Annotated in this window: 13 protein-coding genes; 1 reads left to right on the forward strand and 12 read right to left on the reverse strand. The window is 33.7% G+C overall.

Annotated features, from left to right (window positions below; all coding sequences use genetic code 11):
- Positions 1–3: 3 nt before the first annotated feature.
- The 7 genes from U6A24_RS11090 to U6A24_RS11120 form a co-directional block, all read right to left on the reverse strand.
- A complete protein-coding gene (locus U6A24_RS11090; RefSeq protein ID WP_324180039.1) occupies positions 4–1,290 on the reverse strand; it encodes a glycosyl hydrolase family 17 protein in 1,287 nt (428 codons plus the stop codon).
- Between the two features lie 6 nt (positions 1,291–1,296).
- Positions 1,297–4,740, reverse strand: a complete 3,444-nt coding sequence (locus tag U6A24_RS11095; protein ID WP_324180040.1) for a hypothetical protein — start codon at positions 4,738–4,740, stop codon at positions 1,297–1,299.
- 136 nt (positions 4,741–4,876) lie between these two features.
- A complete protein-coding gene (locus tag U6A24_RS11100) occupies positions 4,877–7,156 on the reverse strand; it encodes a PKD domain-containing protein (protein ID WP_324180041.1) in 2,280 nt (759 codons plus the stop codon).
- A gap of 17 nt (positions 7,157–7,173) precedes the next feature.
- Positions 7,174–8,031 carry a glycoside hydrolase family 16 protein gene (locus tag U6A24_RS11105; protein WP_324180042.1) on the reverse strand — a complete coding sequence of 286 codons (858 nt, stop codon included), beginning with the start codon at positions 8,029–8,031 and terminating at the stop codon, positions 7,174–7,176.
- 12 nt (positions 8,032–8,043) lie between these two features.
- Positions 8,044–9,516 (reverse strand): glycosyl hydrolase family 16, encoded by a 1,473-nt coding sequence (locus U6A24_RS11110; RefSeq protein WP_324180043.1) that lies wholly within the window; start codon positions 9,514–9,516, stop codon positions 8,044–8,046.
- 10 nt (positions 9,517–9,526) lie between these two features.
- A complete protein-coding gene (locus tag U6A24_RS11115; RefSeq protein WP_324180044.1) occupies positions 9,527–12,712 on the reverse strand; it encodes a glycoside hydrolase family 2 TIM barrel-domain containing protein in 3,186 nt (1,061 codons plus the stop codon).
- A 354-nt stretch (positions 12,713–13,066) separates the two neighbouring features.
- Entirely contained in the window at positions 13,067–15,880 is a 2,814-nt protein-coding gene (locus U6A24_RS11120; RefSeq protein WP_324180045.1) for a triple tyrosine motif-containing protein, read from the reverse strand.
- A gap of 258 nt (positions 15,881–16,138) precedes the next feature.
- Between U6A24_RS11120 and U6A24_RS11125 the strand changes: the two genes are divergently transcribed.
- Positions 16,139–17,554 carry a S41 family peptidase gene (locus U6A24_RS11125; RefSeq protein ID WP_324180046.1) on the forward strand — a complete coding sequence of 472 codons (1,416 nt, stop codon included), beginning with the start codon at positions 16,139–16,141 and terminating at the stop codon, positions 17,552–17,554.
- A 328-nt stretch (positions 17,555–17,882) separates the two neighbouring features.
- Here U6A24_RS11125 and U6A24_RS11130 read toward each other — a convergent pair whose 3' ends face one another.
- The 5 genes from U6A24_RS11130 to U6A24_RS11150 form a co-directional block, all read right to left on the reverse strand.
- Complete coding sequence (locus U6A24_RS11130; RefSeq protein WP_324180047.1) at positions 17,883–18,551, reverse strand: response regulator; 669 nt, start codon at positions 18,549–18,551, stop codon at positions 17,883–17,885.
- A gap of 16 nt (positions 18,552–18,567) precedes the next feature.
- Positions 18,568–20,550 (reverse strand): sensor histidine kinase, encoded by a 1,983-nt coding sequence (locus U6A24_RS11135; protein ID WP_324180048.1) that lies wholly within the window; start codon positions 20,548–20,550, stop codon positions 18,568–18,570.
- Positions 20,551–21,331: 781 nt separating this feature from the next.
- Positions 21,332–21,703 (reverse strand): hypothetical protein, encoded by a 372-nt coding sequence (locus U6A24_RS11140; RefSeq protein WP_324180049.1) that lies wholly within the window; start codon positions 21,701–21,703, stop codon positions 21,332–21,334.
- Positions 21,704–22,142: 439 nt separating this feature from the next.
- Positions 22,143–22,859 (reverse strand): hypothetical protein, encoded by a 717-nt coding sequence (locus U6A24_RS11145; RefSeq protein WP_324180050.1) that lies wholly within the window; start codon positions 22,857–22,859, stop codon positions 22,143–22,145.
- 2 nt (positions 22,860–22,861) lie between these two features.
- On the reverse strand, positions 22,862–23,596 hold the full coding sequence (locus U6A24_RS11150; protein WP_324180051.1) for a hypothetical protein: 735 nt from the start codon (positions 23,594–23,596) through the stop codon (positions 22,862–22,864).
- Positions 23,597–23,599 lie beyond the last annotated feature (3 nt).

Raw genomic sequence — 23,599 nt, forward strand, 5'->3', positions numbered from 1 at the left:
TTTTCAAAAGTCAGTGGCCATTTCTTCTTTAATAGCTGGTAATTCTACATCTTTCATCATTTCGCTTTTATTGCCATTGTACGTTTTGGTAATGGGATTACTCCCTCTGGTTAACCCTTTAAACGCACCTTTATCTACCATATCCCAAAGTGCATATTTTGCCTTACCATCTACGGTAATTAACCCAAAGTGATTTTCTGAACCTTTTTGATTATGAGCATCTTTCCATGGTTCGTCAAAAGCTTCAAAATAAAAGCATGATATCCCTTCTTTATTGGTCCATTCTCTCATGTATTGGTGATACAATGCTTCTTTATACTCGTCTGTAGCTTTGGATCCATTTGGCCCGTAATGTCCATTGGACACAGTAGCCCAACCTGTTTCCCCTATATGAATCGGTTTTTTAATACCTAAGCTCTCGACATAACTTGAAACTGCTTTGTATTGTTTTTGAGCAAACTTTAAAGCTCTTTGCATGGCGGCTTCTAATTTTTCTTCTGAAGAGAGGTCTTTTTCTTCTTCATCTATCCCCCAAAACTCGGGGTTATAATGCGTATTATGGTATGGATACGTGTGCATGGACACATAATCCACGGCTTTGATCAAGTCTTCTAAATCCTTGACATGATAACTTTCTTCGCCTCCGCCCCAGGATGCAAAATCATCTGAAGAAGTGATCCATAAGTCTTTAGAAAGTTTACCCTCGCTCTTCAAGTTCTGTAAATAGTTCACCCATTTTAATATCACGTTTGGTTGTATATAATAGCTAGTTGCCCATCGTATCATAGCTTCATTACCTACAGCAATTATTTTTACAATGTCTGGATATTGGTTAGCCAATGCCACTGCTCGATGTATCTCACCTTCATTTTGTTCACTTTCTACAGTATGATCCGGTTCTTTATCTGTCCATGCATTCTTGCAATCAATCCAGGCGCCAAGCATTACATACATTTCAAAAGTTTCGTCTTCTGCTTTTAACTGACGTATAGCTTTTAATAGATTAGAAGCTTGAGCCAATTGAACATTATAGGTTCTTAAGACTTTAATATTCATAGCTTGAAGAATTTTCATATCTTCTTTTAGTTGCGCTACAGTAGGCTGATATTCTCGCGACGACTTGCGATAACCGCCGTAGGATATCGCCACATAATTCGGGTTTCCTAAAATTTCTTTTGCAGTAATGCTTTTTTGGGGACGCATAGCTTGTTCAGTTTTTTTTTCTTGATTGCAAGACAGCATAAGTACTGTAAACAATACTGGTAGTACTATGTGATGTCTAAGTGTCATTTATTTTTATTTTAGAATGATTTTCTCAATGTTTACTTTTATACTTTCTATTTCACCAGTTCTTTCAAACAGTTTTTGACTAATAGAAGTCTCTAAATTTAAACCTGCATGTGAAGTTATTGTACCATCATGATAGGTTATTTCTACGCTATTTTCTCCTGACAAGGAATACACCACAGGTACTTGGCAATACGTAAAGGCCAATTCGTGTCTATATAATTGCAGTCGTTTTTTATTTTGATGTACATCAACGTATTGGAATATTTTAGGGGTTTTCAAGAACTCTCCTATTCTTAACAAAGATGGGTAGAATTGTAATTTTCCATTATTGACCGCCACACCTAATTCTCCTAAACGACTTAGAATATCTTCTTTTACTTGTCCAGTCATTCCTGGTTGTTGTGCTCCTTTTCCTAATGGTGTATGGGAATAAGGATCTGTGGGGAAAGCTCCATAAAGTTCTGGAGATTTGTGCACCCCAATACCTTCATTAATTTCATAATAGTGTTCTAACAATCTCCCCACTACCCCTGCCGACTCTTTATCATCTATAGCTTTTAAACAGCATTCTTGTACTGCCAACAATAGTTTTGAAACCATATGCCAATATATAGAACCTAATCCTTCATAACCATAAAATGTTCCTGAACGCCCCGTAAATCCTTTATGATTAAATACTTTTTCGAAGGTCTCTAATACCAAGCCTTTATATTTTTCAACTAGGGTATGATATCCTTTCCTTGTTAGGTTTTCTAATGCTTCTTTTAGGCTCTTGGCATTATTGAAATTCCCATTAAAATGATAATTTCCGTTTATGTCTTTTTCGATAATCTGTGTATTGTTATCGGCAAGTAGTTGTGTTAATAATGGTGAATTTTCTACGTACTCTTTTGGTATACTATTCTTTTCGGTGAATTTTGGTAGTTCTTTATTTGGATATAGTAAATAACTGTATTGATCTGACCTAAATAAAACACTGTTCTTCATAGCATCAAGCAGGCTCAAACTTTCTCTTGATGATAAATGCCCTGAACTCAAAACGGCTACTTGGCCCTCTAGCATTTCATCTAAATATGTAATAGAAATTTCGTTTTCATTTTCTATCGTCATTAAATTGTATGCATGATACATATTATCATCTCGCTTATTAGCATCAATAGAATGATTTAAATATTTTAACGTTACATCAATAAAAACCTTTACCCCTGAAAGTTTAAGTGTTTCTTTTTTACCAGATAAAGCATCACTATATACTTTGGTTCTATAATTACTTCCCGCAATTCCTAATCCATCAAGAATTTTTCTTCTTTCTTCGTTTGTCATCCGACGAGATAAAAATTCTACATGGTTTTTAAGAACGTTATTTACATTTTTGTAAAATTCTACTAGCTCTATAGAGACCTCAATATCCTTATCCGCTATATTTTCAAGAACAATGTCAAAGAACTTAAAGAAACGTCTTAAGTAATACAGTGTAACCATAGAAACTCCATTACCCACCAGGGCATTGTTGGCATCATTCCATTCTGGGCGCTGTGTATTCAACCAAATGCCCGCTTCAGGAATAAAATTTGACAACTTGGCCAAAGTTATCGCCAAAATCTTTTCAATAAAATTAACCTTATGAATATTATAGTTTTGGTCTCTTAGCAATGCCCCATCAGCACCTAATTCATCACGTTCTTTTCGTATTTTTTTATCAAGATCGTAGTCAAATTCTATAGTGTCTTTTGGATTCTTCAGTAGATCTTCATAAGGCTTAATCTTATACGGCACATTAGCATAAACAAACATATTCTTGTTAAGGAAACCTTGTAGTCTATTTGGGTAATGATCTTGAATAAATTCTAAAAACTTTAGCAAGTAAATAATCTGATGATCACCCCAATACCCGATATAAGACCATGGGTCGTGTTCCTCTATAACTTCCCAATCTATGCCTCCCTTTGTAATTCTATAAGGATTATAACCATCAAAAGTACTAGCATTCAGAAATTTGTAGATCATACTTTCTACAAACTCTGGATAAGAATGCGCTAAAGCTTCCCAATTCTGAAAAATATCTCTCCAGTTTCCTTCATAATCTAAAATCTTGGACCCGTCGATTTCACTTTGGGTATTTATTGAAAACTTATTCCATGGGCGGCTAGGATCGCCATGACGCCTACTAAACTTAAGTGGCATATACTCTAAGGCGAGTCTCCTAAAATTTTTGTCTTCGTTCTGATATGCTATTTCTCGTAATTCTAAAAGGGTAAAGGTTTCGGGAAAATTCTCCAATAATTCTTCATTCTTGCGATATACCCCCTTATTTGCCAATGCCAGATAATTAATAAAATCCCATTTTTCAATTGTATAATTAGCATCGAAAATACCGCCTCGCATGATATTAAACAGGGTATTTGAATAGTGTCTTGCATTTCGTCTTTTATCGGCGGTTAACTGAAAACCATCTGAAGCAGAAACAAGATTTATCAACCGTTGCGTTCCCAATTCTATATCATGATTAACCTTCTTTTGTAAATTATTGTCGTTTTTAAGTATTTCCGAAATTTCTGCTACCTGAGAAGGTCCTTGATTAACATTAGCAACCATAATCCAGTCTTTGCTTTCAGTTGCTTGCAGGGTAATATTATTATTTACAAAGTATGCTCCTTTTTCGGCTTTTACATCAATTTCCTGATCGACATTACCCCCACTTCTATACGTATCCAACTGTAATGAAGACAGAAGATACTTTGGATTTTCCAGTCCCTTGGACCAAACTGTATTTGCTTTTAAAGCTTCGCTTGGCTCTGCTCGATCTACAATAATCGAACTAAGTGCATATATCCCCAATCCACTACTTTCTATAAGCTCGCTTCTTTTGTATGCATCTACCAGGTTACTTCGTATTGCCTGTAAATCTGTATTAACACCATAGGGCATAATATTTTGTAGCCCATCTACTATTTCAATATGTAAAGACTCATTGGAATTGTTTATTAATGTGCTTTTTTTAACAAAACCATACGTATTACTAGAATTCCACATATAGGTATATGTCAAACCTAGATCATGATGTATTTCTTCAAATAAAATCTTGTTTCCATAGGCATTTTTATAAATATTTCTGGAAAATTGGTATGTTCCTGAATAACGTTCAGAAAATGGCTCCCATAGGAGTAGTTGATCGTCTTTTTTTATTCTAAAAATGGTTTTGCTACCTGTAGTATCATACGATTCAGTAATCTTATCATCTGTATAATATGGAAAAATTGCATTATCTGAATCTTTTCTGCCAGCAGATAACCCTCCATTACTAGATATGAACATCCAATGATTAGAATCACTAACAATACTCATAAAAAAAGGGCGCATAACATCACAATTAGAAATCTTGTAAAACGTTTCATTATTAATCGTAACGTGATGGAGTTTTACTTCTTTATCTCCTACTCTTCCTGACATGAATACAGAGTCTTTTACCATTTTTATGTACTTCGATTTAAAAGTTGTTTATTAAATCTTTTTGTTTTTTTTAATTTAAGGAGACGGGGTACTTTACATCCCGCCCCTTACATTATCCTCTTAAGAATATTCCGTATTAGTTTGGTGTAATATTGAAATCATCCAAATAGAAAGTAACATCTGCCGGCGTGGTACCGGGATCAACATTACCTGGTTTTACCACTAACATGGTGTATACTGTCTCGTCTGAGGTATTGGGAAATCCATTAACTGACAAGTCAAAGGACATTTCTACCCAATCATTTGCTGTTGCAAGCGTTTGTGTATATGGTGCAGGATTACCAATAGAACCATCATTAGGAATTGCTACAATCTCTAAACGTATTTCTTGGTTAGGCTGGGTCGAATAAATCTTGAAGGTAAGCGTAGAATTATTAGTAAAACTTCCCGTATTGAAAATATTTTGAAAACCTCCAAAACCATCTGCACCCGTTAACTTTATAAATTGATACACCTTAGCAGATGTGTTAATTGTACCTGAGACTGGATTATCTACAATTTCCCTTGATTGATTGGCGCCAAAAGAAACATCAAATCCTTGACAATCTTCAAAATCTACGGGAAAAGAGGTCACATCTGCAGTTGGTCCTCCTACACAACCACCCCCAGATCCACCAGAACTGTATAGCATAAAATCATCAATGTAATAAGTTTCTTCAGTATTGGTATTCAATTCAAAGAACAATATGATCTTATCATATTTTCCGCTTTCACCACTGGCAAAATCAAAAGTTAATTCTTCCCAACCACTTGCTACACTTGTAACTGCTCCTACTTCTATATTAACAGCTGCATTTGTCTTATCTTCAAGCTTTACTAAAACATTTGTTCCGACATTAGGAGACCATACTTTTAATTTAAACCCAGCATTTGCATTAAAATCAAATTTGGCATCAAAATCAATTTGATTATTAGCAAATAATGCCGCTCCCGATCTATCTATTTGACCGACTTTACATGATTTGTTTACATCGTTATCAAAATCTGGATTATCTACCCACGAGAAACCTGCGTCAAACGAAGCTATGCTAGCTGTTGGATCAGTCTGAAAGGTTAAATTAAAATCTGATGCGCTTAGAGATTGGCTGGTTTCTAGTGTACATGGGTCGGCAACCACACCTGCAACCTGCTCAATATCATCTATATAAAAAGTTCCTACCGCTGTACCCGGACCATCTACAAAAATTACCATATCGTTATATGATCCTGCCGAGTTAAGTGTAAACGTTAATTCTTCCCAACCAGAACCTCCATGGTTTTGTACATTTTCTACAGGGGCCTCGGTACCATCTTCAAATTTTAATAAGATCGGAAGTGCTTGATCTGAATACAGTTTCATTTTCACGCCTTTGTCCATTGAAAAATCAATAGCGGTATCCAGATTAAAGAAAGCATTTTCCCAGTTTGCTCCAATATTTGTGATTTGCCCAACTTTTGTTGGTTCGCTATTTATACCTGATAACTCTGGATTATCTATAACGGCAAATGACACATTGCCTACAATCTTTGTAGCATAATCAATTCCGTTACAATCAAAATCAATTGGAATTTCTAATAAAGTCTCTGTACAAGGAATATCGGCAGTATCAATTTGTGAAATATCATCTATATAAAATGTACCTGCTGTAGTACCTGAACCATCAACAAACATTGTGAATCTTGAAAATGACGCTGATGAATCAAATGTAAAGTAAATTTCTTCCCAACCAGTTCCTCCGTGACTTGCAATTGTTTCTACATCGGCCCCGGTTCCCTCTTCTAATTTAAGTAAAACATCTATTGGCGTATCCGACCAAAAAATAACTTTTACAGATTTTTGTTCTACCAGATCCAAAGGATCTCCTAGGCCAAAGAAAAAACCTTCGAATGATGCTCCGCTGTTCGTTATTTGACCTACATTAGATGTACTTGGATTTGCTCCCGTTGGGTCGGGATTTTCTACAATTGTAAACATTGCTCCATTAAATGTGTTTACGTTATAATTTACATTAACATCGTCAAAATTAACAGGAAAGGTGATTGGAAGAGGAATATTTATAGCTATTTCATCTTCAAAAGTCCCATCTGCACCCGCTACATTTTTTGCCGTTAACACCACAGTGTAACTACCTGTTTGATATGTTTTGGTCGGATTAGTTTCGGTAGAAGTTGATCCGTCACCAAAATCCCATTCGTAACTATCGGCATTTTCTGAAAGGTTTATAAAAGATACTGTCCCCGTATCTTCATTTATGGTTTGAGCAAAACTTGCAACAACTTGGGGTAAATTCGTATCATCATCATCTTCACAACCCAAAAAGGCAACGGTTATAACTAGAAGCCAGATTATATTAGTTTTTTTAATCAATTGTTTCATGAGTCTTATTAATTAAATTAGTTTGTTTGTGTGATATTATATACGCGTACATAGTCTACAACCATGGTTTGAGGAAAAACAGTTTCTTCATTAGGTGCTCCTGGTAAATTACCCCCAACAGCCAGATTTAGAATAATGTAGAACGGCCTATCGTTAAATACCCATTTACCCTCTCCATTAGTTTCTTCATCCACATCTTCAGGAGTGATCTGGTAATACAACACGTCATCTATGTAGTAATTGATATAGTTAGGCCCCCATTCTATACCATATATATGAAACCCTGTATCCACCCTGTCATTTTCCAAGGTATACGTCTTTGATATAGATTCTTCACGGGAGTATCCGGGTCCATGGACCGTACCAAATATTTCGGTTGGTGCATCACCAGTATTCTCCATAATATCTATCTCACCTATCTGCGGCCAAATACTCCCATCACTATCATCTCCTAACAGCCAAAAGGCTGGCCACATACCTTGACCAAAAGGTAGACGTATACGCGCTTCAAAACGACCATAACGTTGCTGGATTTTTCCCTTGGTTTGTAATCTTGCAGAGGTATATCGTGCCCCATTAAAATCCTCTTCCCGAGCGGTGATTAGTAAAAATCCATTTTCTACAGTCACATTTTCGGTTCGATCTGTATAGAATTGTAGTTCATTATTTCCCCATCCAGGAATACCCTGTTCTGAGCCATCACCGATGTCAAAATTCCAAAAAGAAGTATCAATCTGGCCATCAACATCAAAATTATCTTCTGCCACCAGATTATTAAAGGTGGCCACTGTTTGAGTATCATCGGTCCCACAACCTATAATAAAAAGGCAGGAAATAAACAGAAATCCAATTATTGTATTTAAATTCTTATTCATTTTTTATTTTTTTTATTCTCTGTAGAAGTATATGTTATCGATTATAAAAGAACTACCATTTGATACAAAAGCTACTCTTGCTATGTTATTTAAATTAGGAGAACCAGGGAAGACTGCCGTTGCTTCTGTAAAGTCATTTATAGGTATGTCTATTCCTACCCAAGTGCCTTCTAATAGTTCTGGGCTAGGTATAGTAAACCCACCTCCGGTGTCATCTCCACCACCGTCAGCATTATCTGGTCCAAAGTCAATTAACTGAACGGTTAACGCGGGATTTTCAGAACTGCTCAATTGTACATCTACGTGAAGGTGTGTCATCGTAGATATATCTTCTGTTCCATCCCAGCCAAGTCCCACAAAAGTTAAATTGTCGTAAGTCACAATTTGATCCCCATTGAAGCTTTGGGTTTGGATTTGTACATTATTATCATTAAATGCGGCAAAATTCAAGTTATTAACACTGGTATAGGCATCGCTAAATATGGATACAACATCTGCAGAATCTCTTGTCGGAGGTGTTTCTGCACCCACAAAACTACCCTGTACTTCTAAACTTAAGGACCCTTGCGCTAAAACACCATCAAGTTGTGCTGTAATCGTTGTTGTACCTTCACCTACAGCTTCGATAAATCCAAGTTCATTAACAATGGCAACATTCGTATTGGAAGATGAAAAATCAAAATATTTAGGTGTTGGCATTACCGTAACGTTGTCACCGGTTCCTATATTAAAAGTTGCACTTAATGCATCAATTTCTTTTGTTGAGCCAACAAACAGTTGTTCTGATAAATCTTCTCCAGAAAAAATAGCAGGCCTTAATTGGGCTATTGTGCCTAAATTCTCAAATCGTAATTCGTCCATCCAAAAAGTATAACCGATATTATCGTCAAAAGAAGTTCCAATAGCGGGGTCATCATTTTGTAATACATCGTATGAACCAGCAGAGAACACAAACATCCCTTTTTCCTGTATTAATTTCGAAGGGTCTGGTATTGGTATAATGTATTTCCGCCAGTCTGTAGATAGCCGAATACTTGGCCCATTTACTGCAAATCTATTCTCTTCAAAATCGGTTCCAAAACCTACTAGTCCAACAGTTGCGGTGATAGAGCCACGAGCCCAAAAGGTCAAAGCATCGTAACCCGTCAGGTCTCTTCCCTCTCCTCTATCTAAAAATATACCCCCAACAAAACTTCCGTTTACATCTCCTGGTGCCGGTACGTCAATTCTGATAGATGAGTTTCCTTGAAAAGCTACATTATCGTCTGTGCCAAATCCTTCTGGGTTGGCACCAAGTGCAGGGTCAAATGACTTAAAAAATTCATCCGTAAGACCTACAGGACTGTCTGTAAAAATTTCGGCAGTGTTAGGAAAAGTAGCAAAAACTGCTTCGTCAGAAAGATCTCTCTCACAGCTGGATAGCATTATTAAAACTAATGTTAGAGAGAATATGGTTTTTATGTCGATATGTTTTCTATTCTTCATTTTCATTGTTTTACTTTCCTATGTTAATGTGTATATATGTTCTTATCTCCCACTCGGTACCATCATCAAATCCGACAGGGCTTAATACAGGATCTGGTGGAAATGTATTGGGCGGTACTGCAATTGGTGAATAACGAGGAGAAAACTCATTTAATGAACGCCAAGTACCACGAATCCCGATTCTAGTGCTGGGCAAAATAAACCAGTCTGGTTTACCTATAGATGCTGAGACATCTAACATTAATTGCACCGGATATGTTAGGTTAAAATCTCGATGATAATCATATGGACCCCAATCATTTATTTGAAAGGTATGCTGAAACTTCCACTTTTTGTAGATCACCCGGATATCTCCTCCCATTCTATCAATATCTCGAGGATCGCTACCATTTGCCTGACCATTACCTGCAAATAATTTAGCCACCAAAGCTAAATTCGGGCTTATCTTAGATACAATACGTGAATTCGCTTCCCATAAATCTCTTGCTGGCACAGAATTGGGAAACGCAAATATGGTACGATCTGCTAAAAAACCAATATGCGCATCCATGGTTGTTGGAAGGTGCCAATACACAAATCCCAAATTGAATGCAAGTTTTGCATCTTCAGATCTATCATTATCCCATTGATAAAACCATGATCCAGGCGTTGGATCATAGGTCAACAATAATTCTCCGGCTGTTGTTTTTCTGTTCGCTCTTACAACAAAAGGATCTGCTAGTATGTTTCTTAATCTTCCTGTCCCACCAACATCATTTGGCATCGCATCTACTAACGGCTCCTGCCATAAAAAGTTTGGTGCTATTTGAAGATTCCCTATAGTATATGTAAAACCTGTTAGAAAACTATTTTGGTTTCCGCTACCATTATCTTTTAGTTTCCATCCGGCAAATGATTGTGTTTGATCAACTCCTCCATTGGCGACCAAACCTGTGATACCACCTAGAGCATACCAATTAAACTTCCCTTTTGAATATGTAACTCTGGCTTTAGCCCCCCAATTATCTTCGCTATTTATCTTATCTTCATATACTACATAGTTTCCAGGTTCACCTCTCACGTCCTGGTATGAAATACCGTTTAGTGGACTACCTGCCCATATCCCTCCGAGTGTTACTCCCAATGGTCCAAAATCTTTTTCTACCACCAAGGTAGCTCTCTCTGTTGGCCAAGGTGGAATTACACCGCTTCTTACCTGATTTGCATCTAAAACACGACTTCCGGTTTCATCTAATGTAATATCCGTCTCAAAATCTCTATGGTAAATACCTGTAATATCGAATTTCTTTATCTTGGTACTATACTTTAGTAAAGCTGTAGGATTGGCTCCCCACCATATTTGGGGGCCAAATGCAGCTTTCAAACCGTTTAGACTGCCCTTTCCATTAAGCTCCATACCTAAAATCTCACCATTGTAGATATCTAAATTTGGTCCATAGTTAGCTTCTGGATACAACCCAAAAAAATCACCCTCATAACCCCAATGGTAATGCCCAGTTCTATAGAATCCCTTTATATCGGCGATTTTAGTGTTCCATTCGTATTCTGCGTTATAAACCCGTAACCTATTAAAATCTGCTATTTCAACATCCAAATCATTACCTCCTTCTACTCCTTGAACAACAACCGGTCTACCTACACTTTCATAAAACAACTCATTAATGGGATTCTCGGCAACATTGCCCAGGATATTAAAATTAACATTGGCACGCATACTTGGTGAAGGTTTTCCTTCTACACCAATGTAATAGGATTGCATGTGATCAAAACCTAATTGATTTGGAAATACATTTGCGTTCGGATCTTCATTTTCTGGAGTTGTGATTAATTTGCCTCCGGTATTAAAGGTTGTGAATTCTGCTCTCAGCTGACTCAATCTTATTTTCCCACCTCTTTCCGCTTTTAAAGCTGCTTTATCTCCTCGTGCCCTTAACATGGCATCCATAATTTGAATGTTATCAAAATAATTATCCATAAAATCGAGAGTCATTCCTTCTTCATATGGATTAAGGTGATGCGCTTCTTTTAAAGCATAGTATGCTGCACGTGGATATAACTCATAGAGTCCTCTTTCATTCGTTGGTCCCTTGGCACAAATACCAAACCACTCTTCATTCATATTATTATCGCTTTCTTTTACCTGATCCCTGTTATATCCACCATTGGACCAAGAAGCGGCATTATCATGAACATCTAAGTTTTCAGTTTGTTTATACTTCCACCAACCATCACTAAACTGAAAGGTGAAACCACCAATGGAGTTTCCGGCTTTTCCAAGACCGGCTGCATTTTCATAAATTTCTCTCCAGTTTCCTAAATTGTAGTATGCCTGGGAATACTGATCTTCTTGATTATCTCTAGCATTAAATGCGTCCCCACCAAATTCTGCAAAAAGAATTGGTAAGCCTAATTCATCTTTAACTCTTTGAAAAGCATCACCAAAAGAAATACCCCTATACATATTGGTACCGTAAATATCAATATCGGTACATTCTTCTTTTACAATATCGGCATACAACAAATCCCCATTACAAATGGCCACAGGGTGCGATTGATCAATTGCTTTTACTTCTTTTGCAGCATCATTAAATGCTTTGTATAAGGCGCGAGCTGCGAGTTTAATACCTGAGCTGGTATCATTAATTGGAATATCTTCAGTTTCTGCTCCGGTCCATGATAAATGGTAATTATTTTCGTTACCAATCATATATAATAATAAACCTGGTGTATTTTTATACGTATTGGCCATATCTCTGGCCTCTTGCATTAAAACTTCCTTTGTATCCGGATCTGCATAATCAGTTTGCGGTACCCAAGCACCATTAATGGTAAGTCCATAGGCCCCAAAAGTAATGTTGAGCATAGTATAAATACCATAGTTTTCATAGATATATTTAACCCACTTGGGTTTAAGATTATAAGTACGAATGGCATTAACACCCATATTCTTTAATAAGGACATTTCGCCATCTATTGCCGATTTGATTATATCATCGGACTTTGCCCATATTCCAGGATCGGTGATTGTAGTGCCAATGGGAACATAATCCCAATTCACACCATTGACCATGAAATCTTTTCCGTTGACTACTAATTTTACTTCATCATTATCATAAACGACTGATACTTGATCAGTCTGTGCGCTCCCAATTATAGTGAACAAGAAAAGTATTAGTTTAAGAAAATTAGTTTTCATAGAGTTTATTGACTTTAAGAATGACTGTAAAAATTGTGAAGAGACTTCTTTTGTTGTATTCGCCCCAAATACTTTCTGACATGATTTTCGAAATATTAAATTAAGAGATTGATTGTGCTTTTGTTAAAAATTTTCCCGACAGGATAAACTTATCTCAAAAAGATGCGAGATCCATAAAAAACACCTCAACAAAAAACATACACAGCAACAAAAACATGTTTTTATTGAATTATCAACACTAACAACCCTTTTATTTAAAGGATTTAACAAAACGCGTTAGACAAGCGTTAAAAAAACTCAAGGCATTTCTTTGTATAGGTAATGTTGAGGCACTAATCCTCTTTGTATAGGTGTTTACAACTCCAGAATGTAGTTTACCAGGTTTTCTTCGTGTTGTAGATTTAGTTTTTTGCGAAGCCTGTACCTTTTAATTTCAACACTTCGAGCTGATATATTGAATAGTGGTGCTATTTCTTTTGAAGATAAATTAAGGCGTAAATATGCACAAAGCTTCAGATCATTTGGAGACAAATCGGGATGTGTTTTCTTAAGCTTCTTTAAAAACTTTCTGTCCACATTGTTAAAAGCTTCTTTAAAGAATTCCCAATTATCGTTGTGGTCCAGATTTTTATCAATTATATGAATTACAGGTCTGATAGTGGCTTGATCTGAAACCTTGGCCAAGTGATTTTTAATTTGCGTTAACAGTTCATTCTTTTTTGCAATATCTATGGTCGAAGCGGCCAATTCTTTACTTTTATCTTTAAATTCTTGCTTTAATTGCTCATTTTTAATTCGAATAATTTCTTTTTCATTTTGAACTTTGGCCAACTCTATTTCTCTTCGATTCTTTTCAACAAGTTCTTCTTGTTTTCTATTATAATATCGTTTGTACATGAAATGCATAAAAAACGAAAACAAAATAATGATTAATGCATAAATGGCTAGCATCAAATTGGTAAGATACCATGGCTTTGCAATCTTGAACGAATAGCTTGCAGTATTACCCGAAATTTTATTTCCCATTTTGGCTCTAACATTGAACGTATATTCGCCAAAAGGTAAGTTCTCGAAAAGTGCAATTGGATTATCAGACCAATTGCTCCAATCATCATAAATTCCTAATAATTGAAATTGATATTGGGGTTTTATAAATTTACTATATTCGGGAGTATAAAAAGATATTTTCAGGTTATTTTCTGAGCTTTTAAAATCCCCATCCAAATCTTTATTTATGCGTACTATTCTTTCTTTATTACTTTTAGTACTACCATTAACAACGTTACCTATATAAACCTGGAAATCTTTACTATGTAAACCTTCAATATTAATTGTTAAATATCCAGAAGTTGTTCCAATTAAATAAGCTCCTTGATTATTAAGCCTTGTAACATTCTCATAACCAAGAATATCATTCCTAACCTCTTTTGTAAGGGGTATCTTTTTTATTTTTGGAGTGGTCGTTAACTCACCCCTAGAAACATAGTTTATATTAGATTTTGTAAAAACCCATAGATCATTACTTTTTTGATCCAGTATTAGTTTTCCCGAAACGTACTCATCTTGTGTATAAATGCTACTCAGGAGGCTATCTCTTACAAATTTTTTATCTCCCTTATCGTATTTAAAAATACCATTTTTATATGCATACAATATTTCTCCGTTGTATTTTACAATCCCAGAATTTGCACCTTTAATTATAGAATCGATAAAAACATTTTTTACTTTGGTAAAAGCACTATCTACATTGACTTTGTAAATACCATTGTATTCATGGTTCACAAAAATTTCATTTTCCAAATTTTCAAAATAACGAGAAGAATTATTAAATCCTTCAATTTTATTTTTTACTTGCCAAGTATTATTTATATTTTCCAAAATATAAATGCCGTCATAATTTGCTTGAATCAAAAGGTTAGGTTTATCTTTAAATCTATCTATGACCCAAGTACCTTGAATATTTGATATTTTTCTCGATTGATTGCCATCGATAGTGAATGTTCCTGAGTTATGACCGCAAAATAACTTATCATTAATTACTTTGAGGCACCACACTTGCCCTTCGGTACCTTTGACGAACTCAAAACTATCACTACTTTTAAAGTTTTTGTAAAACAGACCTTGATTTGTACCCAAATAAAGATTGCCATCACTAATCGCTGAGGCGTATACACTACCTAACACACCCTTGTTATCATTATATATCTTTATAGGAGAATTCACATTGATGTAATCGATTCCATTATCAAGGCCGAGCCAAATATTGTTATCTACATCTTCAAAAAGTGATAAAACAGTATTATTTGATAAACCTTTGTTTTGATCGATCGTGTAAATTAGCTTTCCATGTTCGTTGAGATGAATTAAGCCATGAGATATTGTTCCTAATGCAAAACTATTGTCCTTCAGTCTAATGCCATCATATATGCTAACTGCCGCCAATAATTTATTTGAAATAATATTTGTTTTAACCAAAGAATTATCCTTGGAAACATAAAAACCGTTATCTCTGGTCAGAATTAATAACTCATTTCCACTTTTGAAAATATTAATTACTTCGTTATTCTTAATGACATCATCATCAAAAACTAAAAAATCTTGCCCATATTTAATCTTAAAAATACCTTGGTTTATTCTTTGAAAATAAACACTTTGACCAATCTTAAACATTTTGGTTATAGTATTGTTTGATTCTATGATGTTCACAGATTGATCTTTGATACTGTATATGTAGATTCGTTTCAAAGATTGAAAAATTACCAAATCATCTATGTCGATAATATTCCAAAATTCTTCATCTTCTAATAATTTGACATCGATTTGCCGGGACAACGAAGTATAGTATAAAGCTCCAACTTCATTTTTTTTCCAATAGCCAAACTCTCGAAAACTACCCGAATAGATACGATCTTCAACAACATGGACAGACCTCATAATGGTTTCATTTGGAGACGAGTAAAGCTTCCAACTAGCACCGTTAAACTCTAATAATCCTTTGTTGTTTGCAATATAAATTAACTTATCTGATGATTGAGAAATAGCCCAATTCTGATTTTCTGCTTTGTAATCCCGAGGTGAATAATTTTGAATAGGAGGAAGTTCTTGTGCTCCTGTAATGCCACAGAAAATGAAAGCAAATAAAAATGATATTATTTTGTTAAATCCCAATTAAGAAAAGAAATGTATTACTATTACAACAATACAAGTTATTAATTCAAATATAGATTTGCAAACAACTATCGATAATTCAATGCTCACAATTACAAGTATATACTGGTAGATGTAAAATTGACTCTATACTAATATCGATATTTATCTAACCCATTTTTATCCCACTTCGCTAGATTTTTACCCCAATACGTCGAAAACTACTTTTCAGTTATATGCGTATGAACCTACATTTACCCAAAATAAAAACTGAAAATTATGCGATTTGTTATATTAGCATTCCTTTGTGGGCTTACTTCTTTATATGCTCAAGAAAAATTATCTAAAAAGCAACTTGAAAAAGATTTAGATATTTTAAAAATTAATCTTCAAACGTACCATACAGGTTTGTATACCTACACTCCCCGAGAGGAGTTAAATAATTGGTTTGAAGCTACTAAACAAAAGTTAACAGATTCTATGACATCTTATGAGTTCTTCAGAAAATTAGGAAAACTAAATTCAATAATAAAAAATGGACATACTTTTGTGCATATAAACCCTGCACAGAGAGAAAAAGATCTAAAAATGCCTGCTTTTTCTATATTTAAATGCAAAAATTCATTTTATATAAAAGAGTCATCTTTAAAGGAATACAAAAACCTAGTTGGTAAAAAAATAACATCAATAAATGGTGATGACATGGCACACGTATTCAGTAAGCTATTACAGTATATGACCAGAGATGGAAATAACATGACAATGCCCAAAGAACAATTATTACACTCTTTTTCGTTTATGTACGCGCTAATATATGGCTCCAAAGACAGCACCGCTATAACTATTAAAGATGAATTAAAAACTATTGACATTAAAATACCGAATGTTACTGCCAGCATTCTAGAATCTAAAGCCGAAAAATTGTATGAAACCGGAAAAATAGAATTTAGAACCAAAGATTCTATTGCTTTTTTAAGTATTCCTACCTTTAATGCAATCCCTTTAAAAAGAGACCAGTATAAATCAAAGCTTAAAAATGCCTTTAAAAGAATCCAGAATAAAGGGATAGAACATCTGGTTATTGATATAAGAGATAATGGAGGAGGAAATACCCCTATGGTAGAAGAGTTAATCTCGTATGTATACAACAAAGAGTTTCAATTTTATGAGGGGATATATCAATTGCATAACAAGTGGAATAAAGATATAATCCCAGAAATAAGTGACTATCCTGCTATGCGAATGGGATGGACATATTTAAAAAAGGAAAAAAATGGTCTTTACAAGACCACTGCGGGAGATGGGTTAAATGTAGTTAAACCGAAAAAAACAGTTTATAATGGTAAACTTTATGTGCTACTAAATGGAAATAGCTTATCTGCGGCGGGAGAATTCGCATCTTTTATCAAGCAATATCGTAATGCAATTTTTATTGGAGAAGAATCTGGCGGAAATAAAGTTCAAAACACGAGTGGAGATTGGTTAAAAATTGCCTTACCAAACTCAAAATTAGTTATAGCAATACCTTACATTCTCTGGAAAATGAATGTCAATTTCAAAAATGATGGACATGGGATAAAACCTAATTATTTAATAACGAATACAATCACCGATGAGTTGAACAATTATGATCGTGCGATGGACTTCACTATAAATCATATAAGAAAATCTACAATTAGTAAAAAAACAGAATAGCTCATCACCTTACAGGCGTACACCACATCTCCTAACTTTGAAATTTTGACATAAAATTAACATTTTTTTACGGGAAACCGTCAATAATTAAAAGCTTATTATTATATTGTGGGTTATAAAAGTAAGGAAATTCTTTCCTAAACGATTTATTATTCGGATATATAACTAAATAACCCAAAAAAACAAGTTTTGTCTTTTTGAGTTATTTGCTTGAAAAAACATTCGACTTAATGGTTGATTTATAAATCAATTGTTATTCAGACCCTGCTTTTGTTGGCTCGCCAAAGTTTTACAATTGCGGGGTTGTTTTTTGCTGCTATTTATTACATCATAAAAGACCTAGGTCTTTGGTCATAGCGATAAGGTGAATTGCATTTTTTGCTTTAAAATTATACTTCAGCTTGTTTAATCTTTTTTCTATAGAGCTTATACTATTAGGTGCAATTTGATTTTTCTTAAAATAGGCACCTATTTGTTCTTGTGTAAGTCCATCAGATAAATGTTTAAGTAACAAAAGATCATAATCTTTGAGCTCAAAAATGTTATTCTTATTCATAGCGTTTGATAACAATGGAGAAACAAAAGTTTTTCCATGGTATATATCATTTACCGACTGTACCAATTCATTGAGCCCATACCTCCCTTTGCATACGTATCCGTCGATACATAATTCATCAAAAAAAGACTTCACTTTTGCCGGTCTGTCTTCCATAGAATAGATAATTACCTTAATTTCGGGCTGTACGGTGCGTATAGCTTTTATAAGTTGTATTCCCGAAACGATATCACGTTCTCTATGACTATCTTTGAACGAAAGGTCGGTTATTAATAAATCAAAAGGACTTCGATCCCTGCGGGCTCTCCTAAATTTTAAGTAGGCATCATCACAATATTGCGCCTGTTTTATTTCTTTGATCCCAGTTCGTTCATGCAAAATATTCGAGATTCCATGATTGATACTCCCCAGGTCCTCTGCAACTAAAACTTTCTTGAACATAAGCTCATACTTTTAATTAATTTGGAAAATTTATCTTGGCTTTAAAGCCTTTTCCTTCTTCAGATTCAAAGATAAATGATCCTCCAATAGTTTTTATACGGTTTTCCGCATTTTGGAGTCCGCTACTATAAATTATATCATTTTTAATAACTCCAATACCATTATCTGCATAGCTTATTTCAATATTTTTTGCATTCTTCTTGAATGTAACTGCAACTAAAGAAGCCTGACTATGTTTTTTCATATTTACCATCAACTCTTGTATGATGCGATGAATAATGATCTTTTTTTCTGGGGTTATTGCGCTCCAATTTATATCGTCGATATCTTTAATAATAATCTTGGTATGATCAGATCCATAACTACTAAGCATCCCACTAAGTTCTTGGGTATAGTTTTTCCCCAACTTAAAACTACTATTCTCTCTAGAAATGTCCCGGGTACGGCCATAAATATCTTCGAGCTTATCTAATACTTCTTGATCGTTGCGATTATTTTGTACTTGGGTCATGACATGATACACATCGTTGGCCAGTTCATCATGAAGCTTCTTGGAAATTCGAGTTTCTGCATTAAATACATCGCGTATACGTTGTCTTTTATGCCTTTGTTGTAATAGATAAAATATAAAACCTCCTGCAAGAACTAATACAAGCGTAGCAAGAAGATAGATAATGTTTTCACGTTCCTCTTTTGCCTTTTCTATAGCCAACTTTGCATTTGCAGCCTCAAGTTTAAGATTTTCATTCGTCAGATTTTCATTTTCATATTTGGTAACCGCATAGATCTCGCGGTTGCTTTGGTTTATTTCATTGAGTTTAAGATAGGTTTCATTAAAAACCTTTGCTTCTTCGGTGACATCATCTTTTAATTGGAATATGTAGCCCAAGGCTTCTATGATCGAAGTTAAACTATGCCAAATCTTTGCATTTTTATATGACTCTTCCGCATGATACAAAGCTTTAACTCTATCTTTATTCAAATAATACTTTGTTAAATAAAGGTTTATGGTTACTAAACCTTCAATATCATTTATTGATTCACGAATTTTTAATGAAGAGTAAAGTGTTTCTTCGACATTCTCATCTTGATTATTTTTAAGCCATTTAACAAAACCCAAATTCCCCAGAACTCTTGAATATTCGGTTTTGTTATTTTTCACAATTGGGTTAGAGACTAGTGTGTCTAAAATCGAGAGGGCCTTATTGTAATCTCCTTCATTTGCTGATATTAGGGCTTTTGTGTTTTCAAAAATCAAAATATTTCTCGAGCCAATTAAACTATAAGACAAACTATCTTTGGCAAGATTTATAGCAAGTAAGTTATATCTTTTAGCCTCTTTAAATCTTTTTTGATGTCTATTGGAAACGGAAATTATGTGATACAGACCTGCAAGGTTTCTTATATCACTAGAATTTTCTAAATACTTAACACCTTCAATTGCCGTAGTTCTGCTCCCAAAGTAATCTCCTAAAAAAGTCTGAATATTTGCCATTTGTAATAAACTTTTACCCGCAACTATACTGTCATTAATATCTCTTGATAATTTAAATGTTTTATTATAGTATTGAAAAGCATCAGTTAATTCACTATTTCCTTTATGGTATATTCCTAGCTTTGTTAGAGATTTAATGATATAAAGAGTGTCTTTGTTCTTATATGCTATATCATACAATCGATTTGTATAATATATAGCACTGTCATATTCTTTAATTTTACCTAGAAGAAGTGTTTTTCGCATTAAACCCAAATAGAATAGAGAATCATTTTTATATGAAAAAACGTTTTTTAAATACTTATTTATATAGTTCAATCGACTACTTATGCCTATAGAATCCTTTCCGCTTAGAACATAATATTGAGAAATACTATCCATCTCCTTTGCAGTAGTAGGAGTTTCGGTTTTAAGGGTTTGACCAAAAACCGAAGAAATAGTAATAAAATAGAAAATACCCCCAATAATTAATGTATGTGGGGAAATGACGCGCCAAAGTTTCATTTTCCAAAATTAATAAATTAAATCTGGTCTATGTCTCTAGAATATAGTGATACTTTCTAAAGTCTTAAAAATGATTGAATTTGGACTAAGATATCATCATAAAAAACCTAAGATAGACCTCTGGATTATTCACAAAAGATTCCGTAGTTACATAATGCTCTACTTCTTCTAGGTTTACTTGTGACATTCTGGTATAGTAATTTTATACAAGTTAACCCCTTGCTACTGTAAGTTTATGACTTAAATCCACATAATACCTACTAAGATAATTCTAATAAAATCCAAAAATAGCTCTAAAAAAATCTTCTCCTTGTAAGATAAAGGAACTAAACAAGTAAAAACAAAAAAGTATCGACAATATTATTGTAATTCTTTTAATACGCTGCGATGAGAACTCTTTTTCCCTAAATCTAGTAAGTAAAACTGACAGTATTATGATGGCTATTATCGCTCCATAAAATAATAATACTCTTACTAAAACCGGTATACTTTCAGGAATCTTAATTTGATTACTAATTAGAACGTTTAATATGGTAAGAGAAATTAACACTACCCAAATTAATAATCGTAATATTTTGATACTTGTCATATAGTGCATATATATTATTGATAGTTAGGATTATAAAAATCTTAACTATCAATTAAAATTAAAGTTAAACTAATTCTCCATTATCTAATCTTGCTTTTCCCTCTGCCTCTCCGCTAGTTTGAACCTTAAATCCATATGTTTAAATAAGTTTTAAGTTAAGGCAAAGACTAACAGTAGTGTATGTATGATGATTTATTCTTTTTTATTTGAATTTATATTAAAAGAAGGAGGGCTTTCCAAACTAAATGTTACTTCACTAATTTTTTGTTCATGCCTTAAATATGCTTGAATATAAAAACCCTCTTTTTTCCATATAATAAACAAAGGTTTGTCCTCAAAAGTACCTTCTGCTAAATCGAAAGTAACCTTTCTTGCTGTTTGAAGGATTTTGTCATTTTTATCTTTTAAATTACTTTCACTAACAAGTTGCTGGTTTCTAATCACTTGAATACTGTTTGGTTTCCCATATTCTTCAATAAACAAATCATAAAACTTGCGATCTATGGTTTTAGGAAAATGTATCGAAATTGATTGGACGACTTCTTTTTCATTCTTTTGTATCATTATTATATGATAGTTCACATTGAAAAAAGACTTTTTAATATGCTCATCAGAGATATAATAAAAAGTCTTTCCATGAAGCTTATTTTCAAAATCATTTCCTATTATTTTTCGAAAACAGAAACTGGTTTTCCTAAAAGTTGCTGGAATTTCATGTTATTTACCGAATAATCGTTTAGATTAAAAAATGAAATTAGAATCAAACAAATAAAACATTTCCTCTGCAAGGGTAAGTTTGTGACTTGTGTCCACATGATACCTGTTCAAGCTATCCTAACAAAATCCCATTATTATCTTCTAAAACTATATGATCACTACTATGTTTTCAAACAACACCATTCGCCACGAAAACCAATATTCAACTTTACTTTGATGGCTCCTTTAACGTACAAGCACTAGCTGGTAAATACCTTTTTAAATATGTTGTCTTATAAAGTTTGTTTTAATGATGATTTGGAACAAACACTTCTTTTTTACTCTTAATTTCTTTTATTTCGTGTAATTTCACAAAACCTTCCCTCCCAGAGACACCATATACTAACAAATAGTCCCCATGAATTTCTTTAATAGGCCAAAACCACAACCTATTTTTACCCAAATAATTTACTATACAATAAGTATCATCAATTTTTTCCAACATGTAACTATTATCTCCTGAAGTACTTGAAATATTACTAATTTGATTTTCTTTATTCCGTATAAAACTAATTGTCGCATTGTTTGATGATGTTTCTACTTCTTTATAAAAAGATATATATTTCTTCTTTAGCACCTCTTCGATAGGATAATTTATTTGTGTAGGTAACAACTTTATGTAATCAATTTTGGTGGTTTTCTTTATTTCATTTTCATTAATTTCTTCTTTCTTTTCGAAGTAGTAAGTCAAACTAATACTATCTCTAAGGTTATATTTGTGGATATACCTTTCTATTCCTTTAATGAGAACATTATTAATCGTATCTATTTTTAAAGCAGTAGAATCAATAAATTCATTGAAACTATATGTTATCTCTTCTTTATCGGTGATTTCAATGACCATGCAACCAGGAATTGAAAATCTATTGTTATCAAGAACTAGAGCCCATTTCCCTTTCAAATTTTGAGAAAAGACCGTAAAACAGAGAAAAAGTAATGGTAATAACACAGTTTTTTTAGTCATAGTTATTGTTTGAATTTAATACATTCATCAATTCTATATTCGAGATTGCCTATAATTTCTTTTGGTTTATAATAATTTAATGGCATCATATTATGAAAAAAAGCCATCCCAATAGGCATATCAATTGTTTGATTAAAGTTAACTGTAAGCCCTTTTAATCTTAAAAAAACGAGAGCTGTAGACAAAAAATTAGCTCGTTCAAAATGCTCCCTAACTAAGTTTTCAGTTAAAATAAACAACTCTTTGTAATATCCTTTTACAGGTGAAATTACTAATTTGTCAAGACCTAAGGTTACAAATTCTTTAAGATACTTTTCTTCTCTTTCTATTCTCATATTGTCCTTTAAATATGCAATCTGGATATTAAAGAAGTTATTTAGAAGACTTACTCTACAATGAAGTTCAATAGATTCTCCTTTACTTTTATTTTCTTCAATAACTACTCTAATTGCGTACGAAGGTGCTACGCCAAAAGTTGCCTCAACAATAGGTAAGTCAATTTTTGTTCCTAATTCTTCACAAAATCCATTCACCCAAACGGATTCAAGTCTTTTCTTATCTACTATATTTCTGTTAATTAAATCTTGAATTTCTTTAATCCCTGTATGGCTTCTATAAAGTTCAGATTTGAACGGAATCCCAACTGGATAATAACTTTTTATAGAATTATGAACTACGGGATAATGATCCCGTAGTCCTTTAAAACTAATAGTAGATAGACTATTAAGATATAACATGTT

This window comes from Aquimarina gracilis (assembly GCF_035285365.1).
In the GTDB taxonomy this organism is placed as follows: domain Bacteria; phylum Bacteroidota; class Bacteroidia; order Flavobacteriales; family Flavobacteriaceae; genus Aquimarina; species Aquimarina gracilis.

Coding starts and splice junctions, on each gene's coding strand:
- U6A24_RS11115 (WP_324180044.1), bottom strand. CDS start 12,712: ATGAAAACTAATTTTCTTAAACTAATACTTTTCTTGTTCACTATAATT.
- U6A24_RS11145 (WP_324180050.1), bottom strand. CDS start 22,859: ATGACTAAAAAAACTGTGTTATTACCATTACTTTTTCTCTGTTTTACG.
- U6A24_RS11150 (WP_324180051.1), bottom strand. CDS start 23,596: ATGTTATATCTTAATAGTCTATCTACTATTAGTTTTAAAGGACTACGG.
- U6A24_RS11105 (WP_324180042.1), bottom strand. CDS start 8,031: ATGAATAAGAATTTAAATACAATAATTGGATTTCTGTTTATTTCCTGC.
- U6A24_RS11110 (WP_324180043.1), bottom strand. CDS start 9,516: ATGAAGAATAGAAAACATATCGACATAAAAACCATATTCTCTCTAACA.
- U6A24_RS11130 (WP_324180047.1), bottom strand. CDS start 18,551: ATGTTCAAGAAAGTTTTAGTTGCAGAGGACCTGGGGAGTATCAATCAT.
- U6A24_RS11140 (WP_324180049.1), bottom strand. CDS start 21,703: ATGATACAAAAGAATGAAAAAGAAGTCGTCCAATCAATTTCGATACAT.
- U6A24_RS11125 (WP_324180046.1), top strand. CDS start 16,139: ATGCGATTTGTTATATTAGCATTCCTTTGTGGGCTTACTTCTTTATAT.
- U6A24_RS11095 (WP_324180040.1), bottom strand. CDS start 4,740: ATGTCAGGAAGAGTAGGAGATAAAGAAGTAAAACTCCATCACGTTACG.
- U6A24_RS11100 (WP_324180041.1), bottom strand. CDS start 7,156: ATGAAACAATTGATTAAAAAAACTAATATAATCTGGCTTCTAGTTATA.
- U6A24_RS11090 (WP_324180039.1), bottom strand. CDS start 1,290: ATGACACTTAGACATCACATAGTACTACCAGTATTGTTTACAGTACTT.
- U6A24_RS11135 (WP_324180048.1), bottom strand. CDS start 20,550: ATGAAACTTTGGCGCGTCATTTCCCCACATACATTAATTATTGGGGGT.